Genomic DNA, 25,782 nt, shown 5'->3' with positions numbered 1-25,782 from the left:
CCTCCCCCGGCACGGGTGCAACCAGTGCCACTGCGGGCACGGGTGCCACGAGCGGGACCACGACCACGAGCACGACGTCCACGGGCACCACGTCCACCACTGACGTGGCCAAGGACGAGGCTCGCAACGTGGGCCAGACCGCCGCCCAGGCCGGCAGCCAGGTCGCCTCGACCGCCGCCGACCAGGCCAGGGAGGTCGCCCACGAGACCCAGCGGCAGGCGCAGGACCTGCTGCACCAGGGCCGCCAGCAGCTGCGCCAGCAGACCGTGGCCCAGCAGCAGAAGGCCGCCTCCGGCCTGTCCTCGCTGGCCCAGGAGCTGCGCGGCCTGGCCGACGGCAGCAGCCAGGGCGCCCCCGGCCCGGCGCGCGACCTGCTCCAGCAGGCCTCGGGCTACGTCGAGCAGTTCGCCGACCGGCTGCAGAACCGCGAGCCCGGCGACCTGCTCGAGGACGTCCGCGCCTTCGCCCGCCGCAAGCCCGGCACCTTCCTGCTCGGCGCCGCGCTCGCCGGCGTCCTCGCCGGCCGGCTCACCAGCGGCGTGAAGGCCGCGCACAGCGACAGCTCGTCGACCACAGGCGGGCAGCAGTACCGCACCGGCTACGCGCAGACCAACTACGTCGACCCGGCGCCGGCCTACTCCGGCTACGGCGAGACGACCACGTACGAGACGACCACCGGCTACAGCGGTGCGCCGGCCACCGGCACGCCGGTCCCGCCGCCGCCGTACGGCACGGTGCCGCCCGAGGGTGCCGCCGTCCCGCCGACCACGCCGGCCGGCTGGGACGACCCGACCCGCCGTCCCGGTCAGGGGGTCTGACCATGAGCTCTCCCTACTCCGGCGCGACGCCGGTGGGTGCGTCCCAGGGCCAGGACCCGTACGGCCAGGGCGGCCAGGGCAACTACGCCGTCTCCCCCGAGGACGCCTACGGCGCCCACAGCGGCGCCGTGGGCACGCCGACGACGGCCCAGGGCCGGCCCGACGTCGAGGGCACCTCGGTCGGGCAGCTGTTCGGCGAGCTGGCCAAGGACCTGTCCACGCTGATGCGGCAGGAGGTGGCCCTCGCCAAGGCCGAGGTCCAGGCCGAGGCCAAGAAGGCGGGCAAGGGCGCGGGGATGATGGCCGCCGCCGGGGTCGCCGGGTTCCTGACGGTGCTCTTCCTCTCCAACGCCCTGTGGTGGGCGCTGGAGAACGTGATGGACGCCGGCCTGGCCGCGCTCATCGTCGCCGTCCTCTGGGGCGTCATCGGCGCGATCGCCTTCTCCATGGGCAAGAAGAAGCTGCAGCAGGTGAACCCCAAGCCCGAGCGCACCGCGGAGACGCTGTCCGAGGTCCCCAGCGCTCTGAAGCCCAACTGACCCGCGGCCCCAGGCCCTCTCAGACATCGGAGTACGGAACATGACCACGAGCAACGACCCCGAAGCCATCCGGCGGCAGATCGAGCAGACCCAGCGCGAGCTGAGCTATGACGTCGACGCCCTCAACGAGAAGGTGAACCCCTCCCGCGTCATGGACCGCCGGGTCAGCGCGGCCAAGGGCCGGATCAGCCGCGTCCGGGAGCGGGTCATGGGCAGCGCCCACGACACCCGGGCGGCGGCCCAGTACCGCACGCAGAGCGCCGCGGGCACGGTGCAGGACAAGACGCAGGGCGCCGCCGAGACCGTGCAGGGTGCCGCGCAGCAGGCCGCGCACGCGGTGCAGCAGGCCCCGGACACCATCGTCCGCCAGGCCCAGGGCAACCCGCTGGCCGCGGGCCTCATCGCCTTCGGTGTCGGCTGGCTGGTCTCCAGCCTGCTGCCGGCCTCGGAGAAGGAGCGCCAGCTGGCCCAGCAGGCCGAGTCCACGGTGCGCGAGCACAAGGACACGCTGCTGCAGCCGGCGAGGGAGGCCGCGCAGGAGATCCGCGAGGAGCTCCAGCCCGCCGCCCAGCAGGCGGTCCAGGAGGTCAAGTCCACCGCGCAGGACGCCGCGCAGACCGTCAAGCAGGAGGGCCAGTCCGCCGCGCAGGACGTCCAGGGCCAGGCCCAGCAGTCCCGCCAGACGGTGCAGAGCCAGACGCGCAGCTGAAGAAGGACCTCCTCGTAGGGAGGCCGCGACACCCTCCAGCGCGCCCCGCCGGGTCCCCCGGCGGGGCGCGCTGCCGTTCGCGGCCGGTCCCCTGTTGGGGTGAGGTCGCGGCGGGTGCGCTGCAGTCCGCCCTCGGGGGCGCCGACGTCGACCGGGACGACACCGCCCGAGCGAGGAGCCCCCCGTGCCCACCGCAGCGCCGCGCGTCCTGGTCGCGCGGGTGCCCGAGCCGACCTCCGGGGTGACCGGGTGACCGTCCTCGGGCCCTCGCCGGTCGAGGAGCTGACCCGGCTGCGCGCGGAGAACGCCGCGCTGCGGGCGCAGATGCAGCACCGCGACGACGAACTCGACACCGCCACCCGGATGCTGCAGGCCCGGGCGCGGACGATGACCAGCGTCATCGACGCGATCACCGAGCAGTCGATCATCGGCACCGACGTGGACGGCGTGATCCGGGTGTGGAACCCCGGCGCCGAGCGGATGCTGGGCCTCCCCCGCGCCGACGTCGTCCGCCGCCGGTCGATCACCGAGTTCCACCTGCCCGAGGAGCTCGAGGACGCCGGCGGCGGCCTGGCCGCCCTGGTGCGCACCGCACATGAGGAGGGCAGGGACGTGCGGGACTGGACCTACGTCGCCGCGGACGGCACCGAGCGCACCGTCTCGGTGGCGGTCACCCCGCGCACCGACGACCGCGGCGTGCACGCCGGGTGGAACTTCGTCGGCACGGACATGACCGAGGCCCGGGCGACCGAGCGCATGAAGGACCAGTTCGTGGGCCTGGTCAGCCACGAGCTGCGCACGCCACTGACCTCCATCCTCGGCTACCTGGAGCTGCTCCTCGACGACCCCGAGCTGGGCGAGGAGTCGCGGGCGTACCTGGGCACGGTCGAGCGCAACGCCCAGCGGCTGCTCCGGCTGGTCGGCGACCTGCTGTTCACCGCGCAGGTGGACGCCGGCCGGTTCAGCCTGCAACCCGAGGACGTCGACCTGGCGGGCGTCGTGCGGGCGGCGGAGGAGACCGTGCGGGTCACCGCCGCAGCGGCCGGTGTCGAGGTCGTCGTCGACGTGCCCGACGGCGGCCTGGTGGTGCGCGGCGACGCCGTCCGGCTGGGACAGGCCTGCGACAACCTGGTCTCCAACGCGGTCAAGTTCACCCCGGCCGGCGGCCGGGTCACCCTCACGCTGCGGCCGGCCTGGCGGACGGCCGACGGCGCGGTCGTCGACGCCCCGCACGACGACGCGGTGCCCGTCGCCCGGCTGGCGGTCGGCGACACCGGCAACGGGATCCCCGCCGGCGAGCAGGGCCGGCTCTTCGCCCGCTTCTTCCGGGCCTCGACCGCCCGGCGGCACGCGGTGCCCGGTGTCGGGCTGGGCCTGGCCATCACCCGGGCCATCGCCGCCGCGCACGACGGCACCCTGGAGCTCAGCAGCGTCGAGGGGCAGGGCACCACCTCCACCCTCGTCCTCCCCCGCTGAGGGCCGCCGTTCCTTGCGGATCCCTTGCGGTCGGCGAGCGAGGACCCTGCGGTCGGGCGGTCAGGCTCGGACCCGTCGGCCGGGTCACCCTGTCCCCGCCCATGCAGGGAAGACGAGGAGGCCGAGTCGTGAGCGCCGTCCCGACCGCCCTCGTCGTGGGTGCCGACGCAGCCGGCCGCGCACCGCTCGCCGCACTGCTGCAGCTGACCGGGTGGGACGTGCGCGAGGCCGCCGGCACCCGCGAGGCGCTCGGACTGGCCCGCCGCCTGGAGCCGGACCTGGTCGTCGTCGACCTGGACGGCCCGGCCGGCGAGGCGCCGGCCCTGCTGCGCCGGCTGCGGCTGGTCGGCTGCCGGGCCCGCCTGCTCGCCGTGACCGCCGCGGCCGGTGCTGCGGACCGGGCCGCCGCCCTCGAGGCCGGTGCCCTGGCCTGCCTGCCCCGGCCGGTGGACGCGCGCCTGCTGACCGGCCGGCTCGCCCGCCGGGCGCCCGGACCCCAGGCCCCCGCTGCCGGGGACACCTCCGGCGCGGACGTCGACGCGGACCTCATGGACCGGCTGCAGCAGGTGTACGCCGCCGCACTGCCCGGTCGGCTGACCGCCATCGCCGACAGCGCCCGGAGCGGGGACGCCGCGGCACTCGCCAGCGCCTCGGCCACGCTCGCCGGCACCAGCGCCCAGCTGGGCCATCCGGAGGTCGCCGCGGTCTGCCGGGCCATCGCGCGGGACGCCCGCCGCGGGGTCCTGGCCCACGAGCTCGTCGTCGAGCTGCACAGCGTCGCGCGCGGCTGACCGCACGCCGGGGTCCTCCCTCAGGCGACGAGCCGGTAGCCGACGCCGCGCACGGTGCGGATCGCCGGCGAGGACAGGCCGGCGGCCTGCAGCTTGCGGCGCAGGTTGGACATGTGCGCCTCGACCAGGCGGACGCTGCCCTCCCAGTCGGTCTGCCAGACCTCGCGCAGCAGCGTCTCGCGCTGCAGCACCCGGCCCGGGCGCGAGGCCAGCGCAGCGAGCAGGTCGAACTCGGTGCGGGTGAGGTCGACGACGACGCCGTCCACCCGGACCTCGCGGCTGTCCTCGTCGACCTCCAGCTCGGCGACCCGGAGCACCGACTCCTCGACCGGCGCGGGGCGCGGGGCGGGGACGCGCGGGCGGCGGAGCATCGCCTGCACCCGGGCGACCAGCTCACGCGGCGAGAACGGCTTGGCCATGTACCCGTCGGCGCCGACCGCCAGCCCGATGAGCAGGTCGACCTCTTCGGCGCGGGCGGTGAGCATCAGGACGTAGCACTCGCTCTCGGCGCGGATCTGCCGGCAGACCTCGGTGCCCTCGGCGTCCGGGAGGCCCAGGTCGAGGACGACGACGTCGGGCGCCGCACGGCGGACCTCGGCCAGCGCCTCGGCACCGGACGCGACCGCGCGGACGTCCATCCCCGCCCGGCGCAGGACCGTGCAGACCAGCTCCCTGATCTCCTCGGTGTCCTCGACGACGAGCACGGAGTGCTCGGACACGACGTCTCCTCCTGTTGCCTGGGCGACCGACACCGGGCCGTGGGGGCCGGTGTCACCTGAGCGGGTGATCGGCGGGGGCCCGGGCCGCCTTGAGCGCGGTGGCCCGGCCTCACCCGGAGGGAGGAAGGTGTGGCCGCGGCAGCACGGCGCAGCTCGACGGCTGCCGACCCGATGCCCGCGGCCGCTGTGCGGCGGTGCACCGCGGCGAGGCCGAGACCGCGGGCCCCGGCCAGCCGGGTGACGGTCGCGACGACGTCGTCCTCCGTGCCCGGCGTCATCACCGAGAAGGCGACGACGACCCGACCGGCGGGTGCCAGGACCCGCTCGACGACGTCCCACGTGGACGCCTGCGCGGGGTCGGTGAGCGCCCGCACGTCGAAGCAGACGACGACGTCGAAGGGGACCGACCCCAGGTCGGCCTCGGACAGCGCGGTCGCCTGGAGCCGCACCCGGCCCGCCTGGACCGCCGCGCGGTTCCGGCGACCGGCCGCGGCGACCATCGTCGGGGAGCGGTCCACGCCGAGCACCTCTCCCGCCCGCTCGGCCAGCAGGGCCACGAGGACGCCGTGGCCGCAGCCCACCTCGAGCACCCGCTCCCCCGGCCGGACCGCGGCCACCCCGGCGGCCCAGGTCTGTCGAGCCGATGCCGCCACGGCGCCCACCGTAGGACCCTCACCCGGACGGGGCGGACCGTGCGGCGCGGGCTCAACCGGCGGCGCCGAGGGGTCGAAGGGACCGGCACCTCACTCCCGAGGGAGCCGCCGGGGCCCGATGCCCCGCCCAGCCGGAGGACCGCGATGATCGGCCTCACCCGCCGCACCGGCGAGCACTGCCGCCTGGACCCCGACCACATCGAACGGGTCGAAGCCGGGTCGGACACCGTCGTGATCACGACCGATGGCGGTCGCCACTGCATCCGCGAGACGATCGACCAGGTCATCGCGCGCATCGTGGAGTACCGCGCCAGCGACATCGCCGCCTGCTACGTACTCGACCGCGGTGAGGACGCCGACCCGCTGGGGCTCGGCGTCTCCGGCCTCCCGCCGCAGGCGCACGCCCCCGGCCCGGTGGTGCCGATCCGGCTGACCTGACCGCGCCCACCCCCTCGGAAGGGGGGGTCGCGCCGGCTCGCGTGGACCACCGGCCGCCCACGGCCGAACTCCAGGCCGGAACACCGACCCGAGGAGACGACCTCGTTGAGAATCACCGCCCGAGGGGTGCCCGCCACGGACGCGCAGGTCCACAGCGAGGTCGCCCGGCTGCTCGACCGACGGGCGGCGATGAAGCACCCACCGCTCAGCCTCACCGTGTCCGACTCGGTGGCACTGGGCATCGCGCGGCTGTTCCGCAGCCCGTCGCTGTCCGGCGAGGTGCTGGACCGCTTCGCCGCCGGCGGGAGCGTCGACAGCCACGAGCTGGTCCAGGCCGCTCGCTTCGAGCAGGGTTACGCCTCTCCCGAGGGCTACGCCGCGCTGCGCTGCCTGGTGCTGTGGGTGCACCACCAGGAGCACCGTCGCGAGCAGCGCCGGTCGCAGGCCGGCTGACCCGCGCCCCCCGAGCTCCTCCTCGTCGGACGCCGGCCGGCGGGTTCCCGCCCGTCGGCGAGTCAGGCGCCAGGCGGACACGTCGTGCCAGACCCCACCGGGGTGCTCGGGGGCGACGACCCCGGCGCCGGTACTGACCCGGCCACCACACGGGCTGCCCCGCCGCGTCCGCCAGGGCGAGAGCCCGCTCCCTGGACGGCGCCCAGTGGCCCACCGAGGTGGGGAGCCCGAGTCGGCGGGGTGGGTGTCGAGGGGCCGGCACCCCGCACCGCCGGTCGACTCAGGCCACGCCTCCGACCCGGGCGGCAGCAGCCGCAGGTCAGCTCCCTCCGCGACCGAATCGCTTCAGGCTGTCGAGGGCGATGGCGATGATGATGACGAGGCCCTTGATGATCAGCTGGTAGAAGAACTGCACGTTCATGAGGACCAGGCCGTTGGACAGCACGCCGATGATGACGGCGCCGACCAGCGTGCCGAGGATCCGCCCGCGGCCGCCGGCCAGGGACGTCCCGCCGAGGACGACGGCGGCGATGGCGTCCAGCTCGTACCCGGTGCCCGCGGTGGGCTGCGCGGAGAGCACCCGGGCGGAGAAGATGACCCCGGCCACGCCGGCGGTTGCGCCGCCCAGCATGTAGACCGTCAGCAGGACGCGCTTGACGTTGATGCCGGCCAGTCGGGCGGCCTCCATGTTCCCGCCCACGGCGTACACGTGGCGGCCGAACCTGGTGCGCTCCAGCAGGAACCAGGTGACCGCGTAGACCACGACCATGATGGCGACCGGCTGCGGGATGCCTGCGATGCTGCCGTTGCCCAGTCCCCGGTAGCCCAGCTCGCTGGCCACCAGAGGTTGGCCGTTGAGCATGGAGTACGCCAGTCCCCGAAGGGCCGTCAGCGAACCGAGGGTCACGATGAACGCGGGAAGGGCGAGCCACGCCACCAGGGCCCCGTTCACCATGCCGGCCAGGGCGCCGATCGCCACCCCACCGAGCACGGCCAGCGGTGTCGGGGTGCCGCTGCTCCACAGCAGCACCGCACCGACCCCGGAGACCGCGACGATGGAGCCGACGGAGAGGTCGATCCCGCCCGTCAGGATGATCATCGTCAACCCGGCGGCGAGGATCGCATTGATGGACACCGCGCGAGCGACGTTGAGCGCGTTGTCCACGGTCAGGAAGTTCGGCGCCAGGAGGGCCATGAGCAGGATGAGCAGGAGGAGCACGAGGCCGATGCCGACGCGATCCCACCAGTAGCCGAACGCGGCTCCCTTGCCGGGAGGCTTCGTGCCGACAGCGACGTCCGCAGCAGCAGCGGCGCTCATGCTGTCGGCCCCGCTGCGTCGACCGATGGGGCGTCCTCTGCGTAGACACCCGTCGCGTGTTCCATGACGGACTCCTCGGTGGCGTTCTCCGCGTCGAGCTCGGCCACCAGATGGCCGCGCCGCATGACCAGGAGGCGGTCGCTGATGCCCAGGGCCTCGGGGAGGTCCGAGGAGATGACCAGCACTGCCGCGCCGGTTCCGGCGATGTCGTTGATGATCCGGTAGATCTCGCTCTTGGCGCCGATGTCGACGCCGCGTGTGGGCTCGTCCAGGATCAGGACCTTGGGCTTCTGCAGCAGCAGCCGGCCGAGCACCAGTTTCTGCTGGTTCCCGCCCGACAGGGCCCGCGACTCCAGGTCCAGGGCGTTCGCGCGGACCTTCAACTGCTCCATGACACCGCGGACGGCCTTGAGCAGGGCGCCACCCCGGATCACGCCGGCGCTGCTGAACCCGCCCAGCGTGGACATGCTGATGTTGTCCTTGACCGTCAGGTCCAGGAACAGCGCCTGGTCCTTGCGGCTCTCGGGCAGCAGGCCCACCCCGGCCCGCAGCCCGTCGATCGGGTTGGCCACCTGCAGCGCCTCGCCGTCGAGCGTGACCGTGCCGCCGGTCCTGCGGTCGGCGCCGTAGATCAGCCGGGCCACCTCGGTGCGGCCGGCCCCGATCAGGCCGACCATCCCGACGACCTCACCGGCTCGCACGTCGAAGGAGACGGGCCCTATCCCACCGGGTCCCGTCAGGTCGCGCACAGACAGCCGCACGTCGCCGGCCCGACGGTGGGTGTGCACGTACAGGTCGTTGATCTCTCGACCGACCATCATCCGGACGATGTCACTGGGGGTCACCTTCTCCGGCCCCTCGGCCCGCATGTCCCGGGTCCCGATGAGGTGCCCGTCGCGGAAGACGGTGACGCGGTCGGCGAGCTCCCACACCTCCTCCATCCGATGGCTGATGTAGATCAGGCCCATCCCGCGGGTGCGCATGGAGCGGATGAGTGCGAACAACTGGTCGGACTCCGTGCGGGACAGCGCCGCCGTCGGTTCGTCCAGAACGAGGACCTTGGCATCCTCGGCGACCGCCCGCGCGATCTCGACCATCTGCTGCATCCCGACGCTGAGCCGACCGATCGGACGCCTCGGGTCGATGTCGGCGCCGACTCGGGCCAGCTTCTCCCGCGCTTGCTGGTTCATCGCTGCACGGTCGAGCACCCCGAACTTCAGCGGCTCGTTCCCGATGGCCAGGTTCTCGGCCACGGTCATCTCGGGGATGGTGTTGAGTTCCTGGTGGATGATCGCCACACCTGCGGCGATGGCATCGTGGGGCGACGCCATGGTGACCGGAGTCCCGTTGATCATGATCCGGCCTGCGTCCGGGTGGTAGATCCCCGAGATGATCTTCATCAACGTCGACTTGCCGGCGCCGTTCTCGCCCATGAGGGCGTGGACCTCGCCCGGTCGCACGTCGAAGCTGACGTCGGACAGGGCGAGGGTCGCACCGAACCGCTTGCTGATGCCGTGGACCTCGAGCAGCGGGACCGTCGTGCCCGTCTCGCTCACCGGTACCTCCTCCTGCCGGTCGGTACGGCGCTCTCACCAGCCCTGGTAGGACCCCACGGTGTCGCGGGTGACCAACTCCGGTGCCAGCAGCGTGATCCGCTCGGCCGGCGGGTTGCCGGCCACGATCCCGCGCCCGACCTCCAGCGCCTTCAACACCATGCCGCCCGGGTCCTGCGCCGGGGTGGCGTAGAAGTTGGAGTTCGGGTCCTGCAGCGCCTTGACCGCCTCCGGAGAACCGTCGACACCGGTGATCACGATCCCGCTGCGGCCCGCCTGCCGCACCGCGAGATCGGCACCGAGCGCCTCGGGGTCGTTGATCGCGAAGATGCCCTGCACGTCCTGGTTGGCCGTCAGCATGTCGGTTGCCAGCTGCAGGCCGCTGTCGCGGTCGTTCTTGCCGGCCTGCCGACCCACGACCTGGACCCCGGGGTTGGCGGCGAGGACCTCCTCGCAGCCCTTCACGCGGTCCTGGGGGGCCGAGGTGGGCGTGCCCTCGATGATGAGGATGTTGCCGCTGCCGCCGATCCGGTCGACGAGGGCCTGGCAGGACTGTCGTCCGGCCTCCACGTTGTCGGTGGTCACGGCAGCGTCCGCGCCCTGGGCGTCCACGTCCACAGCGACGACGGGGATGCCGGCCGCTTGAGCACGCGCGACGGCCGAGGCGATGCCGGCGCTGTCCACCGCGTTCAGCAGGATCAGGTCGGCACCCTGCTGGATGAGGGCGTCGACCTGGTCGTTCTGCTGGCCGAGATCCTGGCGCCCGTCCTGCACGTTGACCTGGAAGCCGTCCTGCTCTGCAGCCTGCTGCATGCTGTCCTGCATCACGGCGAAGAAGGGGTTCGAGATGTCCTGGAGCATCAGCCCCACCACCTCGACCTCGCCCCCGCCGCCGCCCCCGCCGGCCGCTGGGGCGTCTCCGGTCGTGCAGCTGGTCAGTGCCAGAGCGCCCGTCATGATGAGAGCTGCGGGCATCACCCGCGGCCGCGAGGTGGACAGCATCGTCTTCCTCCGTTGCCAACGTCGCCTCGGTCGCGAACTCGGGCGTCGGCGTCCGAGCCCCATCCGGCGATCAGGGTAGGACCGGCAGGCAGCTGATGACACCGGAACCGCGGACGTCCTGCGCTGGGGGAAGCCGGGCGGGGCGACCAAGGCGCCAGCGAGAGCCTCCTGACGCTGCCGCCAGCGGACGTCCGAGGAAGCCGCGGACCCGGTGCGGACGGCGCACCGAGGCTGACGTGGCCCCGACGGCTACCACGGCGGCACCGGGACGACCCGAGGCGTCCACCCCGCGAGAGGACGCCCCGGTCATCGGGGTGGAGTCGAGGGGACTCGAACCTGGACCTCACACCGCCAGGCGTCTCACTCCCGCCGAGGTACCGGTTCCCGAGCAAGGCGCCGCCGAGATGAGTCACGCCGTCGCAGCCGGGGGCCCGGACCTCACCTCCCGTGGGACGTCTCCCGGGGCCAGGCCTGTCAGCTGCAGTCGGACACCGGATCGGGTTCCGTGCTCCGCGCGGCGTACCGGAGGCCGACCGGGCGCTCGCCGGCCAGCTGCAGCGCGTCGACCGCACCGACGTCGTCCAGCCCGTCCCGGCCGGTGAGCTCGAAGAGCTCGACCTGCTCCTCGATCCACCGCTGGTGGCTGTTCCACGCGGTCAGCGGCGTCGTGCCGAGCACCGCACCGATCCGCTCCCACGAGGCCCCGGCACGCAGTGCGGCGCGGATGCCGCCGTGCTGCGCGTCATAGGCCTGGCGGGCGACGACGACGCCGAGGCCGAGCAGCTCCAAGGACTCCTCGAGGTCCAGCGGTTCGACCTGCCCGCGCAGGTGCTCGGTCCAGGAGTGCGAGGGTCGGACGACCGGGCGCCGGACCGCCGCCGCACTGTCTCGCCGGCTCAGGAAGTCCAGCCGGGTCACCGCCGTGACGATCGGGATCACGCCCTCGAGGAATCCGCGCCTGCCTGTCATGGCGACCGAGAATCCGCGACCGGACCGCCAGCCCCCGTCACGACCCTGCGTGTCGCCGACCCGGGTTCGGGACACGCGGCCGGGCATCACCCTCCCCACCGGCGAGAGCACCCAACGAGACGGGATCGGCACCCGGAGCACGGCGGCCGGTGTTCCCACGGAGCGGTCGGCGGCGGAAGAGCCGGACTGCACGCCGGGCTCGTCGAAGGGTGCTCGGCTGTCCATCCTCCGGGTCCGTCGCTCGACCTGCGGTCGAGCCGTCGAGGCCCGACGGCGCGCGCGTGGTCGTGGCGTTGCCCGGTTCCAGTCCGACGAGGGGTCACGCCTCCCACTGCCGACTGCCCGCCGACGATCAGCAGGCCGGCCCAGCCAGTCGCACGGTCAGACGACCGCCGGACTGGATCACAGCTTGTACAGCGGCGGATTGGGCAGAACCGTGCGTCCGAAGGTGGAGGCACTGACCCCCGCGAGGCATGCGTACCAGGCGACGGCAGCGGTCACGAGGCCCAGATAGCCGCCCAGCGTGACCAGGGCCTCGTTCTGCGCCACGTCGCCGATGCCCAGCAGGAAGAACGTCGCCGCGAGGAGCGTGAAGAGCAGGGCCAGCACCGCGGTGGTACGCAAGGAGGCGACCCACATGATCACCGTGAAGATGCCCCAGCCGATGAGGTACCAGCCGACCACGGTCGCCCGGTCACCGGCATCCGGGATGTCGGCCGCGTAGAACGTGACGAACGCCCAGAACGACAGCCAGAAGGCGCCGTAGGAGGTGAACGCGGTCGCGCCGAAGACATTGCCCTTCCGGAACTCCCACATGCCGGCGAGCACCTGGATCGCGCCCCCGTAGGCCAGTGCGACGCCGAAGACGATCGGCTCGCCGGCCGCCGGCAACAGACCTGCGTTGAACAGGCTCAACAGGAACGTCGTCAGCGCGAAGCAGCCCAGACCGAGCGGCGCCGGGTCGGCGATCATCCGCACGTTCTCCGAGGCGAGCTCCCTCGCCATGGCCACCCGGCCGGCGGTCGGGTCGCTCAGGTCGGCGAGGAACTCGCTGCCCCCTGGTGCGGTTCTCGTACCGGTGCCCGGTGTTGCGTTGACTGCCACTGCAAGACCCCCTCCTGATCGACGCGGGGAGCGGCACTACCGGCAGGTGCGCCGTGAGCGGTCCCGCACAGCGGGACGAGAGGCCCGTGGTCTGCGGATCCATGACCTCCGTGGCCACCCTCGGGGTCCAGGCTGTCGTCCTGCCCCCACCGTTGAGGTGCGCCGGCTCCTCCCCTGCCGTCCGGCGGGGAGCCGGTCCCGGTCGTCTCGCCCTGATCGGTCCACCCGGCTCCGGGTGGCCGCTCGCGTCGGCCCCACCCTCCCCCCACGACAGTGAGGTGGGCCACAGCGGGCCGTCAAGACGGCTCCGGCGTGTCTCGGCTGCGCCGGCCGGGGTCGGACCGGCTCCCTCCGGTCGCGAGGTCGCAGTACTCGAGGCGCTCGACACGTGGTCCCGGTCCCAGGGTGGCCTGGGGGCGGCTCCGGACACGGGTCGGTCCTCGGCGGAAGCCACTGGACCGCATCCCCCACTGTTCGCTCGCTCGTTGCGGAGGCACGACAGCTGTCTCCGGCGGCGTGGGCGACATGAGGTGCATGCGCGCCCGGGCCAGTGCCCGGCGCCCTCACCGCACGCCTCTACCGCGCCGAGCCACCTGCAAGGGGGACACCGGATGCGCATTTCATCTCATCGATTACCATTCTATGGACGTCTATTTTGTCGTTTCCTATCGCATCGACCGTTGAAACAGGCGCGGCGGCCTGGTCGCGGCAGGAATCATTGACCTCCCAGCGTTGCGCGACGACAGTTGTCTGGACCGGACAATCCTGCCCAGCGCACCAGGGCATCCCGACCGGCCGTCGCTGTGCGGGACGCGGCCCGGTCATCTCAGGTCCTTGGAGTTCACCAGAGGAGGACCGGCGATGGCCCGCATCGAGATCAAGAACATGGACCACCCCGATGAGACCCGCACGCCGGAGAAGACCAGCATGAGCGTCGTCCACCTGGGCGACGCCACCGTGGGCCGCTACACCCTCCAACCGGGCTGGAAGTGGTCGGACTGCATCAGGCCGGTGGTCGGCGGAGACAGTTGCCAGGCGGCGCACCTGGGGTTCCTCGTGTCGGGCAAGATCCACATCGCCGCCACCGACGGCACTGAGGCCGACGTCAGCGCGGGTGACGTCTACCGCCTCGAACCGGGCCACGACGCCTGGGTCGTAGGTGATGAACCGGTCGTGGCGTTGGAGTTCGAGAGCAAGACGGCCGAGACGTACGCCAGGGGCTGACACGGCTCGTCCCGGAACGACTCGAAGCCGGCGGTGGCAGATGGGGGCGCAAGCCGGCTCGAGAAGTCCGAGGTCGAGGTCGGCGCGGTGCCCATACCGGGAGCAGCGCTCACCCGGCGCTGCCGACCGAGGCCGGAGCCGTGCCCGACGCCGCGGCGCGCGATGCGCAGGGTGATGCCGCGTTTGCGGGAGCGGGCGGCGGTAGGTGTCGGTGTCGTAGCCGCGGTCGGCGATGGCCCTACCAGACGGCCTTCGCCGGCCCGGGCTACGGAGTTGGGGAGCCGAGGTCACCGACGGGCCGATGGCCTGAGTGTGTCGGGCCTGAGTGTGTCGGGCCTGAGTGTGTCGCGGCACGTCGTCCGGCGTCCGGCGACTGGTCGCAGACACGGCCGCCGTCCGCACCGGTGGAGAAAAGCGTTGGGTCTCGAGCCACCGACGTCGAGACCGAACAGCTGTCTCAAGGAAACAGCGAGACGGAGAGAAGAACGACGTGACCGACAGCGTCAGCGAGAGCGAGAACCCGGTAATCCCCTCCCCCACTCCGAAGCCGCACCGGCCCAGGACGAACCGGGACTGGTGGCCCAACCAACCGGACCTGACGGTTCTCCGCCGCCCCTCACCCAGTCCGATGGGCGAGGACTTCGACTACCGGGAGGAGTTCGAGAACCTCGACGTCGACGCGCTGAAGCGCGACCTCTTCGAGGTGATGACGACGTCGCAGGAGTGGTGGCCGGCCGACTACGGCCACTACGGGCCGCTGTTCATCCGCATGAGCTGGCACGCGGCGGGCACGTACCGCATCGCCGACGGGCGGGGCGGCGGCGGCAGCGGCGCCCAGCGCTTCGCCCCCCTCAACAGCTGGCCCGACAACGCGGGCCTGGACAAGGCGCGCCGGCTGCTCTGGCCGATCAAGAAGAAGTACGGCCGCACGATCTCCTGGGCCGACCTGCTCGTCTTCGCCGGCAACTGCGCCTACGAGTCGATGGGGTTCAGGACGTTCGGCTTCGGCTTCGGGCGCGAGGACATCTGGGAGCCGGAGGAGATGTTCTGGGGGCCCGAGGACACGTGGCTCGGCGACGAGCGCTACAGCGGCGACCGACAGCTCGCCGGTCCGCTCGCTGCCGTGCAGATGGGCCTGATCTACGTGAACCCGGAGGGGCCCAACGGCAGGCCGGATCCGCTGGCCGCCGCCCGGGACATCCGGGAGACCTTCGGTCGCATGGCCATGAACGACGAGGAGACGGTCGCGCTCATCGTCGGTGGTCACACCGTCGGCAAGACCCATGGTGCGGTCGACCCCGCGTACATCGGTCCCGAGCCCGAGGCCGCCCCCATCGAGCAGCAGGGCCTCGGCTGGAAGAACACCTCCGGCAGTGGCGTGGGCCCCGACGCGCTCACCAGCGGGCTCGAGGGCGCGTGGACGCCCACCCCGATCACGTGGGACATCAGCTTCCTCGAGACCCTGTACGGCCACGAGTGGGAGCTGACCGAGAGCCCCGCCGGTGCCAAGCAGTGGAGGCCGAGGGACGGTGCCGCGGCGGACACCGTTCCCGACGCCCACGACCCGTCACGACGGCACGCGCCGATGATGCTGACGACGGACCTCGCGCTGCGCGTCGACCCGGTCTACGGGCAGATCACCCGGCGGTTCCTGGAGCACCCGGACCAGCTCGAGGAAGCGTTCGCCAAGGCCTGGTACAAGCTGCTGCACCGGGACATGGGACCCCTCTCGCGCTACCTGGGCCCCTGGGTCGCGGAGCCGCAGCTGTGGCAGGACCCGGTCCCCCCGGTCGACCACGACCTGATCGAGGACGAGGACGTCGCCGCCCTCAAGGCCACGATCCTCGGATCGGGCCTGTCCATCTCCCAGCTGGTCGCCACCGCGTGGGCGGCGGCGGCGAGCTTCCGCGGCACCGACAAGCGCGGCGGCGCCAACGGGGCCCGGATCCGCCTCGAGCCGCAGCGGAGCTGGGAGGTCAACGACCCGGCCGAGCTGGCCGGGGTGTTGCCGGTCCTCGAGCAGATCCGGGACGACTTCGACCGCGCGCAGTCCGGCGGGAAACGGGTCTCGCTCGCCGACCTGGTCGTCCTGGGCGGGTGCGCGGCCGTCGAGCAGGCGGCGAGGAACGCCGGGCACGACGTCACGGTGCCGTTCGCTGCCGGTCGCACGGACGCCTCGCAGGAGCAGACCGACGTGGAGTCCTTCGCCGTGCTGGAGCCGACCGCGGACGGGTTCCGCAACTACCTGCGCGCCGGGGAGAAGCTCGCGCCGGAGACCCTGCTGGTGGACCGGGCGTTCATGCTGGACCTGACCGCTCCGGAGATGACGGTTCTCATCGGCGGCATGCGGGCCCTGAACGCCAACCGCGGACGATCGCCGCACGGCGTCTTCACCGACCGGCCCGAGACGTTGACCAACGACTTCTTCGTCAACCTGCTCGACATGGGCACGGAGTGGAGGACGTCCGCCTCGGCCGAGAACGTGTACGAGGGTCGGGATCGCGCCACTGGCGAGGTCAGGTGGACCGCCACCGCCGCCGACCTGGTCCTCGGTTCGAACTCGCAGCTCCGAGCCATCGCGGAGGTCTACGCGTGCGACGACGCGGAGGAGAAGTTCGTGCGTGACTTCGTGGCTGCGTGGGACAAGGTCATGAACCTCGACCGGTTCGACCTCGCCTGATCCCGACGTCGAGGCCGGCCGCCCATCCGCCGACCTCGACGTCCCCGGTCCGGGGTTCCTCCCCTGCCCCCCAGTCACCGGAGCGAACCCCCGGGGCAGGCGCCTGACCGTCCGGCTGGGGGCGTCGGCCGGCGGTGCGAGCCGGCCCGCGTCGGCGCCCCGTCCGGGAGCAGCGGCGCACGCCGCAACTCCGCCGGCCGGACCGTCACGCTCGCGCTGCCGATGCCCTCGTCGCCGAGCTGCACCGGCACAAGGCCGCCCAGCTCGGCGCGCGGATGCTGGCCGGGTCGGAATGGCAGGACGAGGACCTGATCTCGGCTCTGCCCAGCGGCCGACCCATCGACGAGACCGCCCACGACGACTGGACGGTCCTGCTCCAGTGGGCCGTGAAGGCCACGACGTCACCCAGCTGATCCTGGGGATGGACGTGCCGCCGCAGATCCCGGCCGCGTGGACCGCCCCGCCAGCGACACGGGGAGCGGTTCGTCGATCGCCGCCACGACCATGGTTCCTACCGCCGACTGCTGCGCGCCCGGGGGATCACACCGCCGCGGGATCCTGCACGGCTCCGGGCGGGGACCGGGGCCACCGGCGCTGGGGTGGTGAGCGGTGCTCGGCCTGGCTGCACGTCTTCGCCGCGGCGCTCCGGCCCGGGGCACAGCGCTCGGCGCCGCAGCCGGCAGTGGCGTCACCATCGACTCCTCGGGCGGGACTCCCGCGATGCGCCGAGGTATCTGTCGCCTCGGCCGGGGACTCCTTCCCTCCAGACGCGGGAGGTCGGACGACCCGGGCGGGCGGTGACCGGCTCGGCCTCGGTTGGACCGTTCTCCCCCGTCGATCCAGCCGGTCTGCGACGCAGGTCTCGCCGAGGTCGTTCACCGAGGCAGCGGACGGGCCGGCCGACATCCGGAGGAGTACGTCGATGCGCCTGCTCAGCCTGTGGGTCTCCCGGTTCCGCCGCACCCTGCGTGCCGCCGGGATGGCGGTCGATCCCGGCGAGGACGACGACCCTGGTGCGAACGGGGAGGCCCGGTCGCCGCAGTGCACGCCAGATCCGGCCGCTCGGGTCGTGCTCGCCCACGACGACCTGCTGTGGTTCAAGACCAGCCAGGACGCCGAGGGGCGGATCACCCTCGGCCTGCTCGAGTGCTCTCCGAACAGCATCGGCGTGCTGGTCGACGACAACGGCGAGGCGCTCGGCCTGCGGCTGTCTCGAGCCGAGGCCCAGGACCTGCACCGGTCGCTGGTCACCTGGCTGGCCCACACCGGCCGGACGGTGCCCACCTGAACCCCCGCCGGCACGACCCGCCCCGGCGACCCCGTGCCGCGTGTTACGGACAGCCGGGCAAGCTGCATCCGTCTCGTCGGTCGATCGTGACCGACGAGGCCGAGCCGGCCCGCGCCCTGGGCGCGGACACCCCTGCAGCACTGCCGGCGGGTGTTGGGACCGGAACACCCGATGACGCGCTACCTGACCCAGGCCACTCGCACCAGCCATCCCCGACCGGCCGGCGATGCCGTGACCCACGGCCCGGAGCCTCCGCTGTCAACGTGGACCAACCTCGTGCGCCTCGTCGTGAGAACGGTCAGTCCTCGCATCAGAGCGGCTGGCGCGACGCCCATCTCCTGAGGTGCGAGCAAGGGGAAGCCGTGACCGAGGGTGGGCCAGCAGGCGCTGCAGCTGACGGCGCGAGCCCCTGGCGCGTCAGCGGTGAGCGGACCGACTTCTTCATCAGCCACGCCGGTCGCGACACCGCGTGGGCGGAGTGGCTGGCCTGGCAGCTGCAGCAGGCCGGCTACACCGTCGAGCTGGCCGTGTGGGACTGGGCACCGGGTGAGGACTTCGTCGCCCGCATGCAGACGGCGATGGAGCGCGCGGACCGGCTGCTGGCGGTGTGCACCGAGGCCTACTTCTCCAGCACGTTCGGCGGCGCGGAGCTGCGCGCCGCCTTCGCCGAGCAGTCGGCGGGGCGGATCGTGCCGGTCCTGGTCGAGCCGGTCACCCTGCCGTCGCTGTACTCCAGCCTGGTCCACCTGGACCTGACCGGCCTGGACGAGGCCACCGCGGCCGCCCGGCTGCTGAGTGGGCTCATCGGTGGCCGACCCGTGAGCGCGCCACCATTCCCGAGGGTCGGGCCGGCGCCAACCGACAAGCCGGGATTCGCCGGCAGTCCACCGGGGGTCTGGAAGGTGCCGCCGCGCAACCCGCGGTTCACCGGGCGGGACGGCATGCTCACCGAGCTCCGGCGCCGGCTGCGCGCCGGCGAGGGCACGCTGGTGGTGCAGGCGCTCTACGGCCTCGGTGGGGTGGGCAAGACCCATCTGGCCCTGGAGTACGCGCACCGCTTCGCCGCCGACTACGACCTGGTCTGGTGGATCGACGCCGAGCAGCCGGTGCTCATCCCCGAGCAGCTGGCCGGGCTGGCCGCCTGGCTGGGCCTGCCGGCCGGGGCCACGATGGCCGACACGGTGGACCGGCTGCTGGCCGAGCTGCGCGGCCGGGACCGTTGGCTGCTGCTCTTCGACAACGCCGAGCGACCGGCCGACATCGCCGCCTACCGGCCCGGCGGGCCTGGGCACGTGCTGATCACCTCCAGATACCCCGGCTGGGGCGCGCTCGGCGGGCGGCTGGAGGTCGACGTGCTCACCCGGGCTGAGACCGTGGCCTTGCTTCGGGCCCGCATCCCGGGCCTGGGTGATGAGCTGGCGGACCAGCTGGCCGCCGAGCTCGGGGACCTGCCGCTGGCCGCCGCCCAGGCCGCCGGCCACCTGGAACAGACCGACCTGCCGCCGGCGGACTACCTGCGCCGGTTCCGCACCCGCCGCGCCGACCTGCTGGCCCGCGGTGAGGTGGTCGGCTACTCCGGGCGTCTCGACACCACCTGGGCGCTGTCCCTGGAGCGACTCAGTAGCGAGAACCCGGCCGCGGTGCAGCTGCTGGAACTGGCCGCCTTCCTCGCCCCCGAGCCGATCCCGTTGACCCTTTTCACCGGCCACCCGGACATGCTCGACGAGCCGCTGCGCGACGCCGCCGCCGACGCCGACGACCTGGCCGACACCGTCGGCGCGCTGGTCGGCTACTCGCTGGCCCGCCGCTCCCCCGACGGCTTCGAACTGCACCGGCTGGTGCAGGCCGTCGTCCGCCAGCAGCTACCGCCCGACCGGCGGCAGGCCACCGCCGAGCAGGTGCTGGCGCTGCTGGCCGCCGCCCACCCCGGCGACCCGGAGGATCCGGCCCGCTGGCCGGCCTACGCCGCGATCGCCCCGCACGTGCTCGCCACCGCCCCGCTCAGCGACCACTCCCCCGCCGGCAGGCGACTGATCCTGGACACCATCCGCCACCTGCAGGCCCACGGGGACAGCTCCGGCAGCCACGCCGCCCGAGCCGTCGCCGAACAGCTGCTCGACCGCTGCCGGTCCCTCCTCGGCCCCGATCATCCCGACACCCTGACCGCCGCCAGCACCCTCATCCGTGCCCTGGTCTCGCTGGGTAAGGCGGCGGCGGCCCGCGTCCTGGGCGAGGACACGCTGCAGCGCTGCCGTCGGGTGCTCGGCCCCGACCACGCCACCACCCTGTTGGCGGCGACCACGCTCACCGTCGCCCTGATCCAACTCGGCCAGCCCAAGCCGGCCCGGGCTCCGGCCCAGGACACGCTGCAGCGCTGCTGCCGGGGGCTCGGCCCCGACCACCCGATCACTCTGTGGGCGGCCACCGCCCTCAGCCTCACCCTGGACCGGCTGGGCGAGGCTGAGCCGGCCCGCGCCCTGGGACAGGACACCCTGCAGCGCAGCCGCCGGGTGCTCGGCCCCGACCACCCGACCACCCTGCGGGCCGCGGCCACCCTGACCGGCGCCCTGCTCCGGCTGGGCCAGGCGGAGCCGGCCCGCGCCCTGGGACAGGACACCCTGCAGCGCAGCCGCCGGGTGCTCGGCCCCGACCACGCCACCACCCTGTGGGCCGCGGCCACGCTCACCGGCGCCCTGCTCCGGCTGGGCCAGGCCGAGCCGGCCCGCCCCCTGGGCCACGACACGCTGCAGCGCAGCCGCCGGGTGCTCGGCCCCGACCACACCACCACCCTGCGGGCGGCGACCGCCCTCATCCATGCCTTGGTCGAGTTGGGCAGGGCGGAGCCGGCCCGCGCCCTGGGCCACGACACGCTGCAGCGCTGCCACCGGGTGCTCGGCCCGGACCACCCGATCACGCTGTACCTGACTCAGATCGCCCGCGGCGACCATGCCATGCCTGGGGGCGATGCGGCGGCGGAGCGCCCGAGTCGGCCACTGTCGACGTAGACGTACGGAACTCGAGCGCCTCGTGGTGTGAACGGTGAGTCCCCCGTATCAGACGGCTGGTTCAACGCTCGATCTCCTCAGCTCCGGGGAAGGGGGTAAGCCGTGACCGTGGGTGGGCTGGCGGGCGCCGCAAGTTAGACTGGCGCTCGTGGAAGGGTCTCCTGCGCGAGGCGGACGTGCGCGAGGTCCGACTGCACGACGGACGGCACACGGCGGCCACGCGGCTGCTCTCGGAGGGCGTGCACCCCAGGGTCGTCATGGGGGTCCTGGGCCACGCGCAGATGCGAACGACGACGGACACCTACAGCCACGTGATGCCCGCCCTGGGCCGCGACGCGGCGGACCGCATGGCAAGCGCGCTGTGGGACTGACCTGGCACCGGTTGTGCACCAGTGGCCACCACGGTGGCACCACAAACGACTCAGGCCGTTCCCCCGAGGGAGAACGGCCTGGTCATCAGGGTGGAGCTGAGGGGACTCGATCCCTGACCCCCACACCGCCAGGCCGTCATGATCGCGTTCGTGGCGGTTCACTCCCGTTCCGTGAGCCACTTGACGTGCGGGTTCCCACGACGACGGACATCGGGGCACCAGCACGAACGCCGCCAACTGCAACCAGGTCGGCGGAGCGGCGCCCGATGGAGCCATGGCCGACCGACGCCCTGCCGTCTCCGGATGTCTCTGGAGGCCGGATGTCTGAAGGCGGCTCGAGGACGCCCGACGACAAGCCGCATGGCACGTAGCGTCTGGGACCGCCACTGCGCCAGCTCGGGTCCGATTCCGGCTGCGGGTAGCTCTCGCCGGGTGTCCCTGCAGGACTCCCCACGGGGGCGGAGCTTCGCGTCGACTCGGTGCACCCGCTCGGCGGTGACAGAGGGCCCACGGACCCCAGGAGCACCCGCGAGGCGGCCCGACCAGAGGTCGCCCGGGGGGCGGGCGGCGACCGATCGCAGATGCGGGCAGGACCTGGCCGTCGAGCGCGCACACTGGCGCGGTGGCCGAGATGTCGGACCTCCTGAGCGGGTATGCCGCTCGTTCGAGCGCGCTGTGCGACGGGAGCGGGAGGCAAGGACATGGTGCGCCAGCCGCCCGGCCTGTCGAGCCAGCCGCGCCACGTCGACGCGCGGGGCGACGCCGAGCTTCGGCGGCGCCTGGGCGGGCGGTGCCGGCGGCCGCGGTGCGCCGTACACCTCCGGTTCCCCGGCTCCCGCTGTGTCCGGCCAGGCCAGGATGCGCGTTACCGAGATGTCGATGAACACCCGTTCCCAGTAGTAGTCGCGCAACAGCCGGTCCCACAGCGGGCCCCGCTTCACCTCGCCCAGGAAGCGTTCGGCCTGAGGAATGAAGGACTCAAGACGCGTCCGCGACGGCGTGAGGTCGACGGTCGCGCGCCCCTGGACGAGCACGAACCGGGACGAGTCGGCGAACCCGTGCTCTCGGGCGTGGAAGGCCAGGGCCACGCGGGGGTCGCGGATAATCCGCCGCAGCTTCTGCGGAACCCTAGGGACGTGGTGAATCCGACGACCCCCGGGATCGCTCATTCAACCCGCACGGCGCCACGCTGATCACCACGGCACCGCCGGCGGCCGTGACGTAGGCAGCTGCGGCGGTGACATCCCCCCTGATGACGGAATCGACCTCGGCGGTCCAGCGGACGGGCGCGACACTCATTGACGCGGCTTCCGTCTCCATCATCGAGCTCCTCAGCATCCAACCGTCACGTCGTCGGGAATGACGGTCGCGAAGGCCACGGCGCCGCGTGCTCCGGTGAGTGACTCTTCAGGCTCCAGACGGGCGCCGCCTGGCCGGAAGGGTCGAAGGTCTCAGGTCACCGCCGCTGCCCGGACACCGTGACCCAGCGAGTAGCGTCGACGCCGACCCAAGGGGGCACCATCGCCGCACACCGTGGACGCTGCGCAGAAGCTCATCTGGGGTGCCCCTGTCGGGGCGACGAGACGATCCACGAGGAACGTTCCCGCGAGATCACCGAGGCTCGCGCCCGCTCACAGGAGTCCGTCGACTGCCCCGAGTGCGGCGCTCCCACGACGCCGCTGGCCATCGTCACGTGGGGCAACTGCCGGGTCTGCCGCACGGCGCAGTCCCGCCTGACCAACCCCCTCCGCTGGTGACCAGCATCGCCACAGGCCTGACTGCAGCGTCCTCAACAAGGTCTCGTCGAGCCGGCGTTCGGTCAGCTCAGGAGCTCACTAGATGTCGACCTGGTGGCGAAGGTCGGCGACCCCGCGGGCGGTCTGCCTCGTGCACGGTCGAGAAACATGCAACGGCCCGCCTCCCGGGCGACGGGAGGCGGGCCGTAGTACGAGCTCAGAGGAAGGAGTGGCACGGCCCGCCGTCGGCCATCCTGACCTCGACGGGGCTCTCGACGCCGGTGAGCTGACCGTTCTGGTAGTACTCCTTCACGAACCAGACGGGGATCGTCGCGTTGTACGCCGGAATGAAGGCGGCGATCTGTCCGGGGTCGTTAACCCTAATCGGCGATTGGCGCCACTCCCCGCCGAAGATCTCCTGAGGCAGCTGATACATCCAGTTCGGCGTCGTGCCGTCCCAGAAGTAGACGGCGTGGGCCTGCGGCTGGCTGCCGGTCTGGGCGACGACGGTCAGCTTGATCACGGTGCCCGGCGCCAGCTGGACCGTCGGGAAGGTGACCGCAACGCCGGCCTGGCCCGAGTCATCGACGTGGGTGAAGCAGGTGCCGGGCGGCTGGGCCGCCTGGGCGGGAGCGGCCAGGACGGCGAGTGCCGCGGCGGTCGTAGCGGCGAGCACGGCGGTACGCCGAACGATTCGACGGAAGATCCCGTGGGTGCTGCGGTCGCTCATGACGCCCTCCCTCTCCAGTAGGCCCGGGAAGCGACTCCCCGTGTTGGTGCCTCGGAAGAACGATGGCGATCCGGAACTCGCGGGGACATCGGGTAGATCCCCGTTCTCGGGGTCGAGGACCCCCGAAGTGGAGTAGGGGCAGCCCCCGTGTCATCCAGCCCGTACGTCGCACTTCCAGCCTGCGAGGAGCCCCGCGCCACGGCTGTGCCGGAGGCGAGCAGCCGCGCCCGCTCGACGGGGCTGACGTTGACGTTTGTCGCTCGGGTTCCGCTGTGTCGGGCGCTTGACCTCGCCCGCGTCATTTCGCTGTCCGGTCATCGTCGGATGCGCTTGCAGTGGCGGAAACGCACGGGGTCAACGTGTCCCTGAGGCCGCCCTCAGGGACAGGCCGGAGGCAGCAGCCGACGGCACGGAACAGGGATCCCGTGCGGGACGCCGGCAGCGAAACCACAGACAGGCTCGGTGGCGCCTTCAGGGGTTCGACTCCCGGGGCGCCTACCGAGGGGCCGATGACTTCCCAGCTGCGGCTGGGTGCAACCGAGCATGGCGATGACGACGAGAGTGCTGAGCGTGTCGGTTCCGCTGACTGACCAGGACGCTGCGTTGCGGTTCTACACGAAGGTGCTGGGGTGCGAGCTACGCACCGACGTGGAGGGCTGGCCGGATGGGCGGATGGTCGAGGTTGTGCCGCCGGGCTCGAGTGTCTCCCTGGTGCTGCTGCCGCCCAACAGCCAGATCCCGGTGGCGATCCGCCTGGGTACCTCCGATGCTCAGCAGGCCCACGACAAGGTCCGCGAGGCCGGGGTGACCTTGCACAACGGAGAATTGGTCCGGCTGGAGGGGGTCCCGGCGATGTTCTCCTTCACCGACCCCTACGGCAACGGCTTGGTCTACCTCGAGGACACCGACGACAGCGAATCTCGGTGACCCCGAACGGCTGAACTGACTCAGCAGCTACAGGACTCCGATGAGGGATGGGTCAGCGGACGATCGGCGCGCGGTCAGGTGTTGGCACCGCGGGCGGCCACCGGCCAGCGGTCGATGACCTCGCCGGCAGAGACGACGACCATTTCGTCAGCGAGGTTGACTGCGGCGCACACGTGGTTGGGCGCCACTCGAACCACCTCACCGCGGTCGGGCAGCGGGGCGCCGTCAGGGAACAGCGCGGTGGCGTGGTGCTCGGACAGTGCCACGATCCGCGCGTCGAGGTGGTCCAGGAGGCGACCGCTGCCGGTGGCCCAGCCCGGCTGGTCGGCACCGAGGACCTTGCTGCCGGCGTCCAGGACCACCTGGGACCCCCGGGTGCTGACCACGGTCGCCGCGGCCGTCAGCGCGACATCGGACCAGGAGCAGCTGCCCAGTTCCCCCTGCTGAGCGTCGTTGAAGACGTACACCCCCGGGCGCACCTCGGTGAGCACGCCGGGGTCGGCGTTGGCCACCGTCGGCGTCGACCCGCCACTGCGGACCGGCGCCTCCAGACCCTCGCGCTCCAGCGCCTGAGCCGCCTGGTCCAGGGCGGTGGCCTCATCCATCGCGGCTCGGCTGCGCCGGTCGGGCCCGTAGCCGTGGCCGGGAAAGGTGAACACCCCGGCCACCCGCAGCCCGGCGCGAGCAGTGGCCAGCGCCACTCCGGCAGCCTCCGCGGGACGAACTCCGGTCCGGTGGTGTCCGCTGTCGATCTCCACGAGCACCTGCGCGCCCGTGCCGGACAGCGCCCCGGCGAGCATGGCGGCGCCTTCGATGGAGTCGACGCCCACCCGCAGCGAGGCGCGCTCGGCCAGGATGCGGAGGCGGCGTCCTCGCTCCCCTGAGGCCCACACCGGATAGGCGATGAACAGGTCCGAGACGCCGGCTGCGGTGAAGACCTCCGCCTCGGCCACGGTCGCCACCGTCAGCCCGGTGGCGCCAGCGGTGATCTGGCGCTGGGCGATCTGCAGGCACTTGTGGGTCTTGGCGTGCGGGCGCACCGCCAGGCCCCGGGCCCGCATGGCCTCGGCCATGGCGGCCACGTTCCGGTCCAGCAGATCGACGTCGACCACCAAGCAGGGCGTGTCCAGTTCCTCCGGCCCGCGGAACGGGGTCATGTCCTCGATCGTCACACGGAAGCAGCCGAGCCCGCCCCGGCTATCTCGCACGACGAACCATCCACGGCCACGCTGGCGCGGTACCAGCAACCCCGGCGCCTGCATCCCGCTAAGGGGATCCT

General features: G+C 72.7%; 22 protein-coding genes and 2 pseudogenes. 14 read left to right on the top strand and 10 right to left on the bottom strand.

Translation table 11 applies throughout. The features are described 5' to 3' along the window. Positions 1 to 104 precede the first annotated feature (104 nt). From ACU610_RS25880 to ACU610_RS25860, 5 genes are all read left to right on the top strand, one after another. A complete protein-coding gene (locus ACU610_RS25880; RefSeq protein WP_446770552.1) occupies positions 105 to 818 on the top strand; it encodes a hypothetical protein in 714 nt (237 codons plus the stop codon). Positions 819 to 820: 2 nt separating this feature from the next. Beyond that, positions 821 to 1,357, top strand: coding sequence for a phage holin family protein (locus ACU610_RS25875; protein WP_446770551.1), 537 nt, complete (start codon positions 821 to 823; stop codon positions 1,355 to 1,357). A 40-nt stretch (positions 1,358 to 1,397) separates the two neighbouring features. Further along, entirely contained in the window at positions 1,398 to 2,066 is a 669-nt protein-coding gene (locus ACU610_RS25870; RefSeq protein ID WP_446770550.1) for a DUF3618 domain-containing protein, read from the top strand. 249 nt (positions 2,067 to 2,315) lie between these two features. After that, positions 2,316 to 3,542: a sensor histidine kinase gene (locus ACU610_RS25865; RefSeq protein WP_446770549.1), complete on the top strand. Its 1,227-nt coding sequence runs from the start codon at positions 2,316 to 2,318 to the stop codon at positions 3,540 to 3,542. 128 nt (positions 3,543 to 3,670) lie between these two features. Beyond that, the gene (locus ACU610_RS25860; protein ID WP_446770548.1) at positions 3,671 to 4,333 is read left to right on the top strand and encodes a response regulator; all 663 of its coding nucleotides are present in this window, start codon (positions 3,671 to 3,673) and stop codon (positions 4,331 to 4,333) included. A gap of 20 nt (positions 4,334 to 4,353) precedes the next feature. On the opposite strand, the gene ACU610_RS25855 is transcribed toward ACU610_RS25860, so the two are convergent. Together ACU610_RS25855 and ACU610_RS25850 are read right to left on the bottom strand one after the other, a co-directional pair. Continuing rightward, a complete protein-coding gene (locus ACU610_RS25855) occupies positions 4,354 to 5,052 on the bottom strand; it encodes a response regulator (RefSeq protein WP_446770547.1) in 699 nt (232 codons plus the stop codon). Positions 5,053 to 5,342: 290 nt separating this feature from the next. Further along, positions 5,343 to 5,669 (bottom strand): annotated as a pseudogene (locus tag ACU610_RS25850) (class I SAM-dependent methyltransferase); the annotation flags it as partial. A 180-nt stretch (positions 5,670 to 5,849) separates the two neighbouring features. On the opposite strand from ACU610_RS25850, the gene ACU610_RS25845 reads away from it, so the two are divergent. Further along, on the top strand, positions 5,850 to 6,143 hold the full coding sequence (locus tag ACU610_RS25845) for a flagellar FlbD family protein (RefSeq protein WP_446770546.1): 294 nt from the start codon (positions 5,850 to 5,852) through the stop codon (positions 6,141 to 6,143). 126 nt (positions 6,144 to 6,269) lie between these two features. After that, entirely contained in the window at positions 6,270 to 6,596 is a 327-nt protein-coding gene (locus ACU610_RS25840) for a hypothetical protein (RefSeq protein WP_446770545.1), read from the top strand. A 319-nt stretch (positions 6,597 to 6,915) separates the two neighbouring features. Here ACU610_RS25840 and ACU610_RS25835 read toward each other — a convergent pair whose 3' ends face one another. From ACU610_RS25835 to ACU610_RS25815, 5 genes are all read right to left on the bottom strand, one after another. After that, the gene (locus ACU610_RS25835) at positions 6,916 to 7,914 is read right to left on the bottom strand and encodes an ABC transporter permease subunit (protein ID WP_446770544.1); all 999 of its coding nucleotides are present in this window, start codon (positions 7,912 to 7,914) and stop codon (positions 6,916 to 6,918) included. Beyond that, the gene (locus tag ACU610_RS25830) at positions 7,911 to 9,470 is read right to left on the bottom strand and encodes a sugar ABC transporter ATP-binding protein (RefSeq protein WP_446770543.1); all 1,560 of its coding nucleotides are present in this window, start codon (positions 9,468 to 9,470) and stop codon (positions 7,911 to 7,913) included. The genes ACU610_RS25835 and ACU610_RS25830 overlap by 4 nt, the downstream gene beginning before the upstream one ends. 33 nt (positions 9,471 to 9,503) lie before the next feature. Beyond that, positions 9,504 to 10,469, bottom strand: coding sequence for an ABC transporter substrate-binding protein (locus ACU610_RS25825; protein ID WP_446770542.1), 966 nt, complete (start codon positions 10,467 to 10,469; stop codon positions 9,504 to 9,506). A 474-nt stretch (positions 10,470 to 10,943) separates the two neighbouring features. Beyond that, on the bottom strand, positions 10,944 to 11,438 hold the full coding sequence (locus ACU610_RS25820; RefSeq protein WP_446770541.1) for a hypothetical protein: 495 nt from the start codon (positions 11,436 to 11,438) through the stop codon (positions 10,944 to 10,946). A gap of 402 nt (positions 11,439 to 11,840) precedes the next feature. After that, entirely contained in the window at positions 11,841 to 12,542 is a 702-nt protein-coding gene (locus ACU610_RS25815) for an acetate uptake transporter (protein WP_446770540.1), read from the bottom strand. A gap of 861 nt (positions 12,543 to 13,403) precedes the next feature. Between ACU610_RS25815 and ACU610_RS25810 the strand changes: the two genes are divergently transcribed. After that, the gene (locus tag ACU610_RS25810) at positions 13,404 to 13,766 is read left to right on the top strand and encodes a cupin domain-containing protein (protein ID WP_446770539.1); all 363 of its coding nucleotides are present in this window, start codon (positions 13,404 to 13,406) and stop codon (positions 13,764 to 13,766) included. Between the two features lie 21 nt (positions 13,767 to 13,787). On the opposite strand, the pseudogene ACU610_RS25805 reads toward ACU610_RS25810, so the two are convergent. After that, a pseudogene (locus ACU610_RS25805) lies at positions 13,788 to 14,078 on the bottom strand (IS5/IS1182 family transposase); the annotation flags it as partial. A gap of 28 nt (positions 14,079 to 14,106) precedes the next feature. Between ACU610_RS25805 and katG the strand changes: the two are divergent. The 5 genes from katG to ACU610_RS25780 all read left to right on the top strand — a co-directional run bounded on the left by katG (position 14,107) and on the right by ACU610_RS25780 (position 21,110). Next, positions 14,107 to 16,446, top strand: coding sequence for a catalase/peroxidase HPI (gene katG / locus ACU610_RS25800; protein ID WP_446770538.1), 2,340 nt, complete (start codon positions 14,107 to 14,109; stop codon positions 16,444 to 16,446). A gap of 134 nt (positions 16,447 to 16,580) precedes the next feature. Continuing rightward, complete coding sequence (locus tag ACU610_RS25795) at positions 16,581 to 16,859, top strand: hypothetical protein (RefSeq protein WP_446770537.1); 279 nt, start codon at positions 16,581 to 16,583, stop codon at positions 16,857 to 16,859. Positions 16,860 to 17,368: 509 nt separating this feature from the next. Next, positions 17,369 to 17,734 (top strand): hypothetical protein, encoded by a 366-nt coding sequence (locus tag ACU610_RS25790; protein ID WP_446770536.1) that lies wholly within the window; start codon positions 17,369 to 17,371, stop codon positions 17,732 to 17,734. Positions 17,735 to 18,096: 362 nt separating this feature from the next. Continuing rightward, positions 18,097 to 20,739: an FxSxx-COOH system tetratricopeptide repeat protein gene (fxsT, locus tag ACU610_RS25785; RefSeq protein ID WP_446770535.1), complete on the top strand. Its 2,643-nt coding sequence runs from the start codon at positions 18,097 to 18,099 to the stop codon at positions 20,737 to 20,739. Between the two features lie 47 nt (positions 20,740 to 20,786). Beyond that, a complete protein-coding gene (locus tag ACU610_RS25780; RefSeq protein ID WP_446770760.1) occupies positions 20,787 to 21,110 on the top strand; it encodes a tyrosine-type recombinase/integrase in 324 nt (107 codons plus the stop codon). A 1,953-nt stretch (positions 21,111 to 23,063) separates the two neighbouring features. Here ACU610_RS25780 and ACU610_RS25775 read toward each other — a convergent pair. Continuing rightward, complete coding sequence (locus tag ACU610_RS25775; protein WP_446770534.1) at positions 23,064 to 23,576, bottom strand: hypothetical protein; 513 nt, start codon at positions 23,574 to 23,576, stop codon at positions 23,064 to 23,066. Positions 23,577 to 24,146: 570 nt separating this feature from the next. Here ACU610_RS25775 and ACU610_RS25770 point away from each other — a divergent pair. Next, on the top strand, positions 24,147 to 24,503 hold the full coding sequence (locus ACU610_RS25770) for a VOC family protein (protein ID WP_446770533.1): 357 nt from the start codon (positions 24,147 to 24,149) through the stop codon (positions 24,501 to 24,503). A 74-nt stretch (positions 24,504 to 24,577) separates the two neighbouring features. Here ACU610_RS25770 and ACU610_RS25765 read toward each other — a convergent pair whose 3' ends face one another. After that, complete coding sequence (locus ACU610_RS25765; protein WP_446770532.1) at positions 24,578 to 25,660, bottom strand: alanine racemase; 1,083 nt, start codon at positions 25,658 to 25,660, stop codon at positions 24,578 to 24,580. Positions 25,661 to 25,782 lie beyond the last annotated feature (122 nt).

This window comes from Geodermatophilus sp. URMC 61, assembly GCF_052931555.1.
The sequence above is the reverse complement of the archived record's forward strand: the minus strand, read 5'-3'. Positions and strand labels throughout refer to the sequence as shown.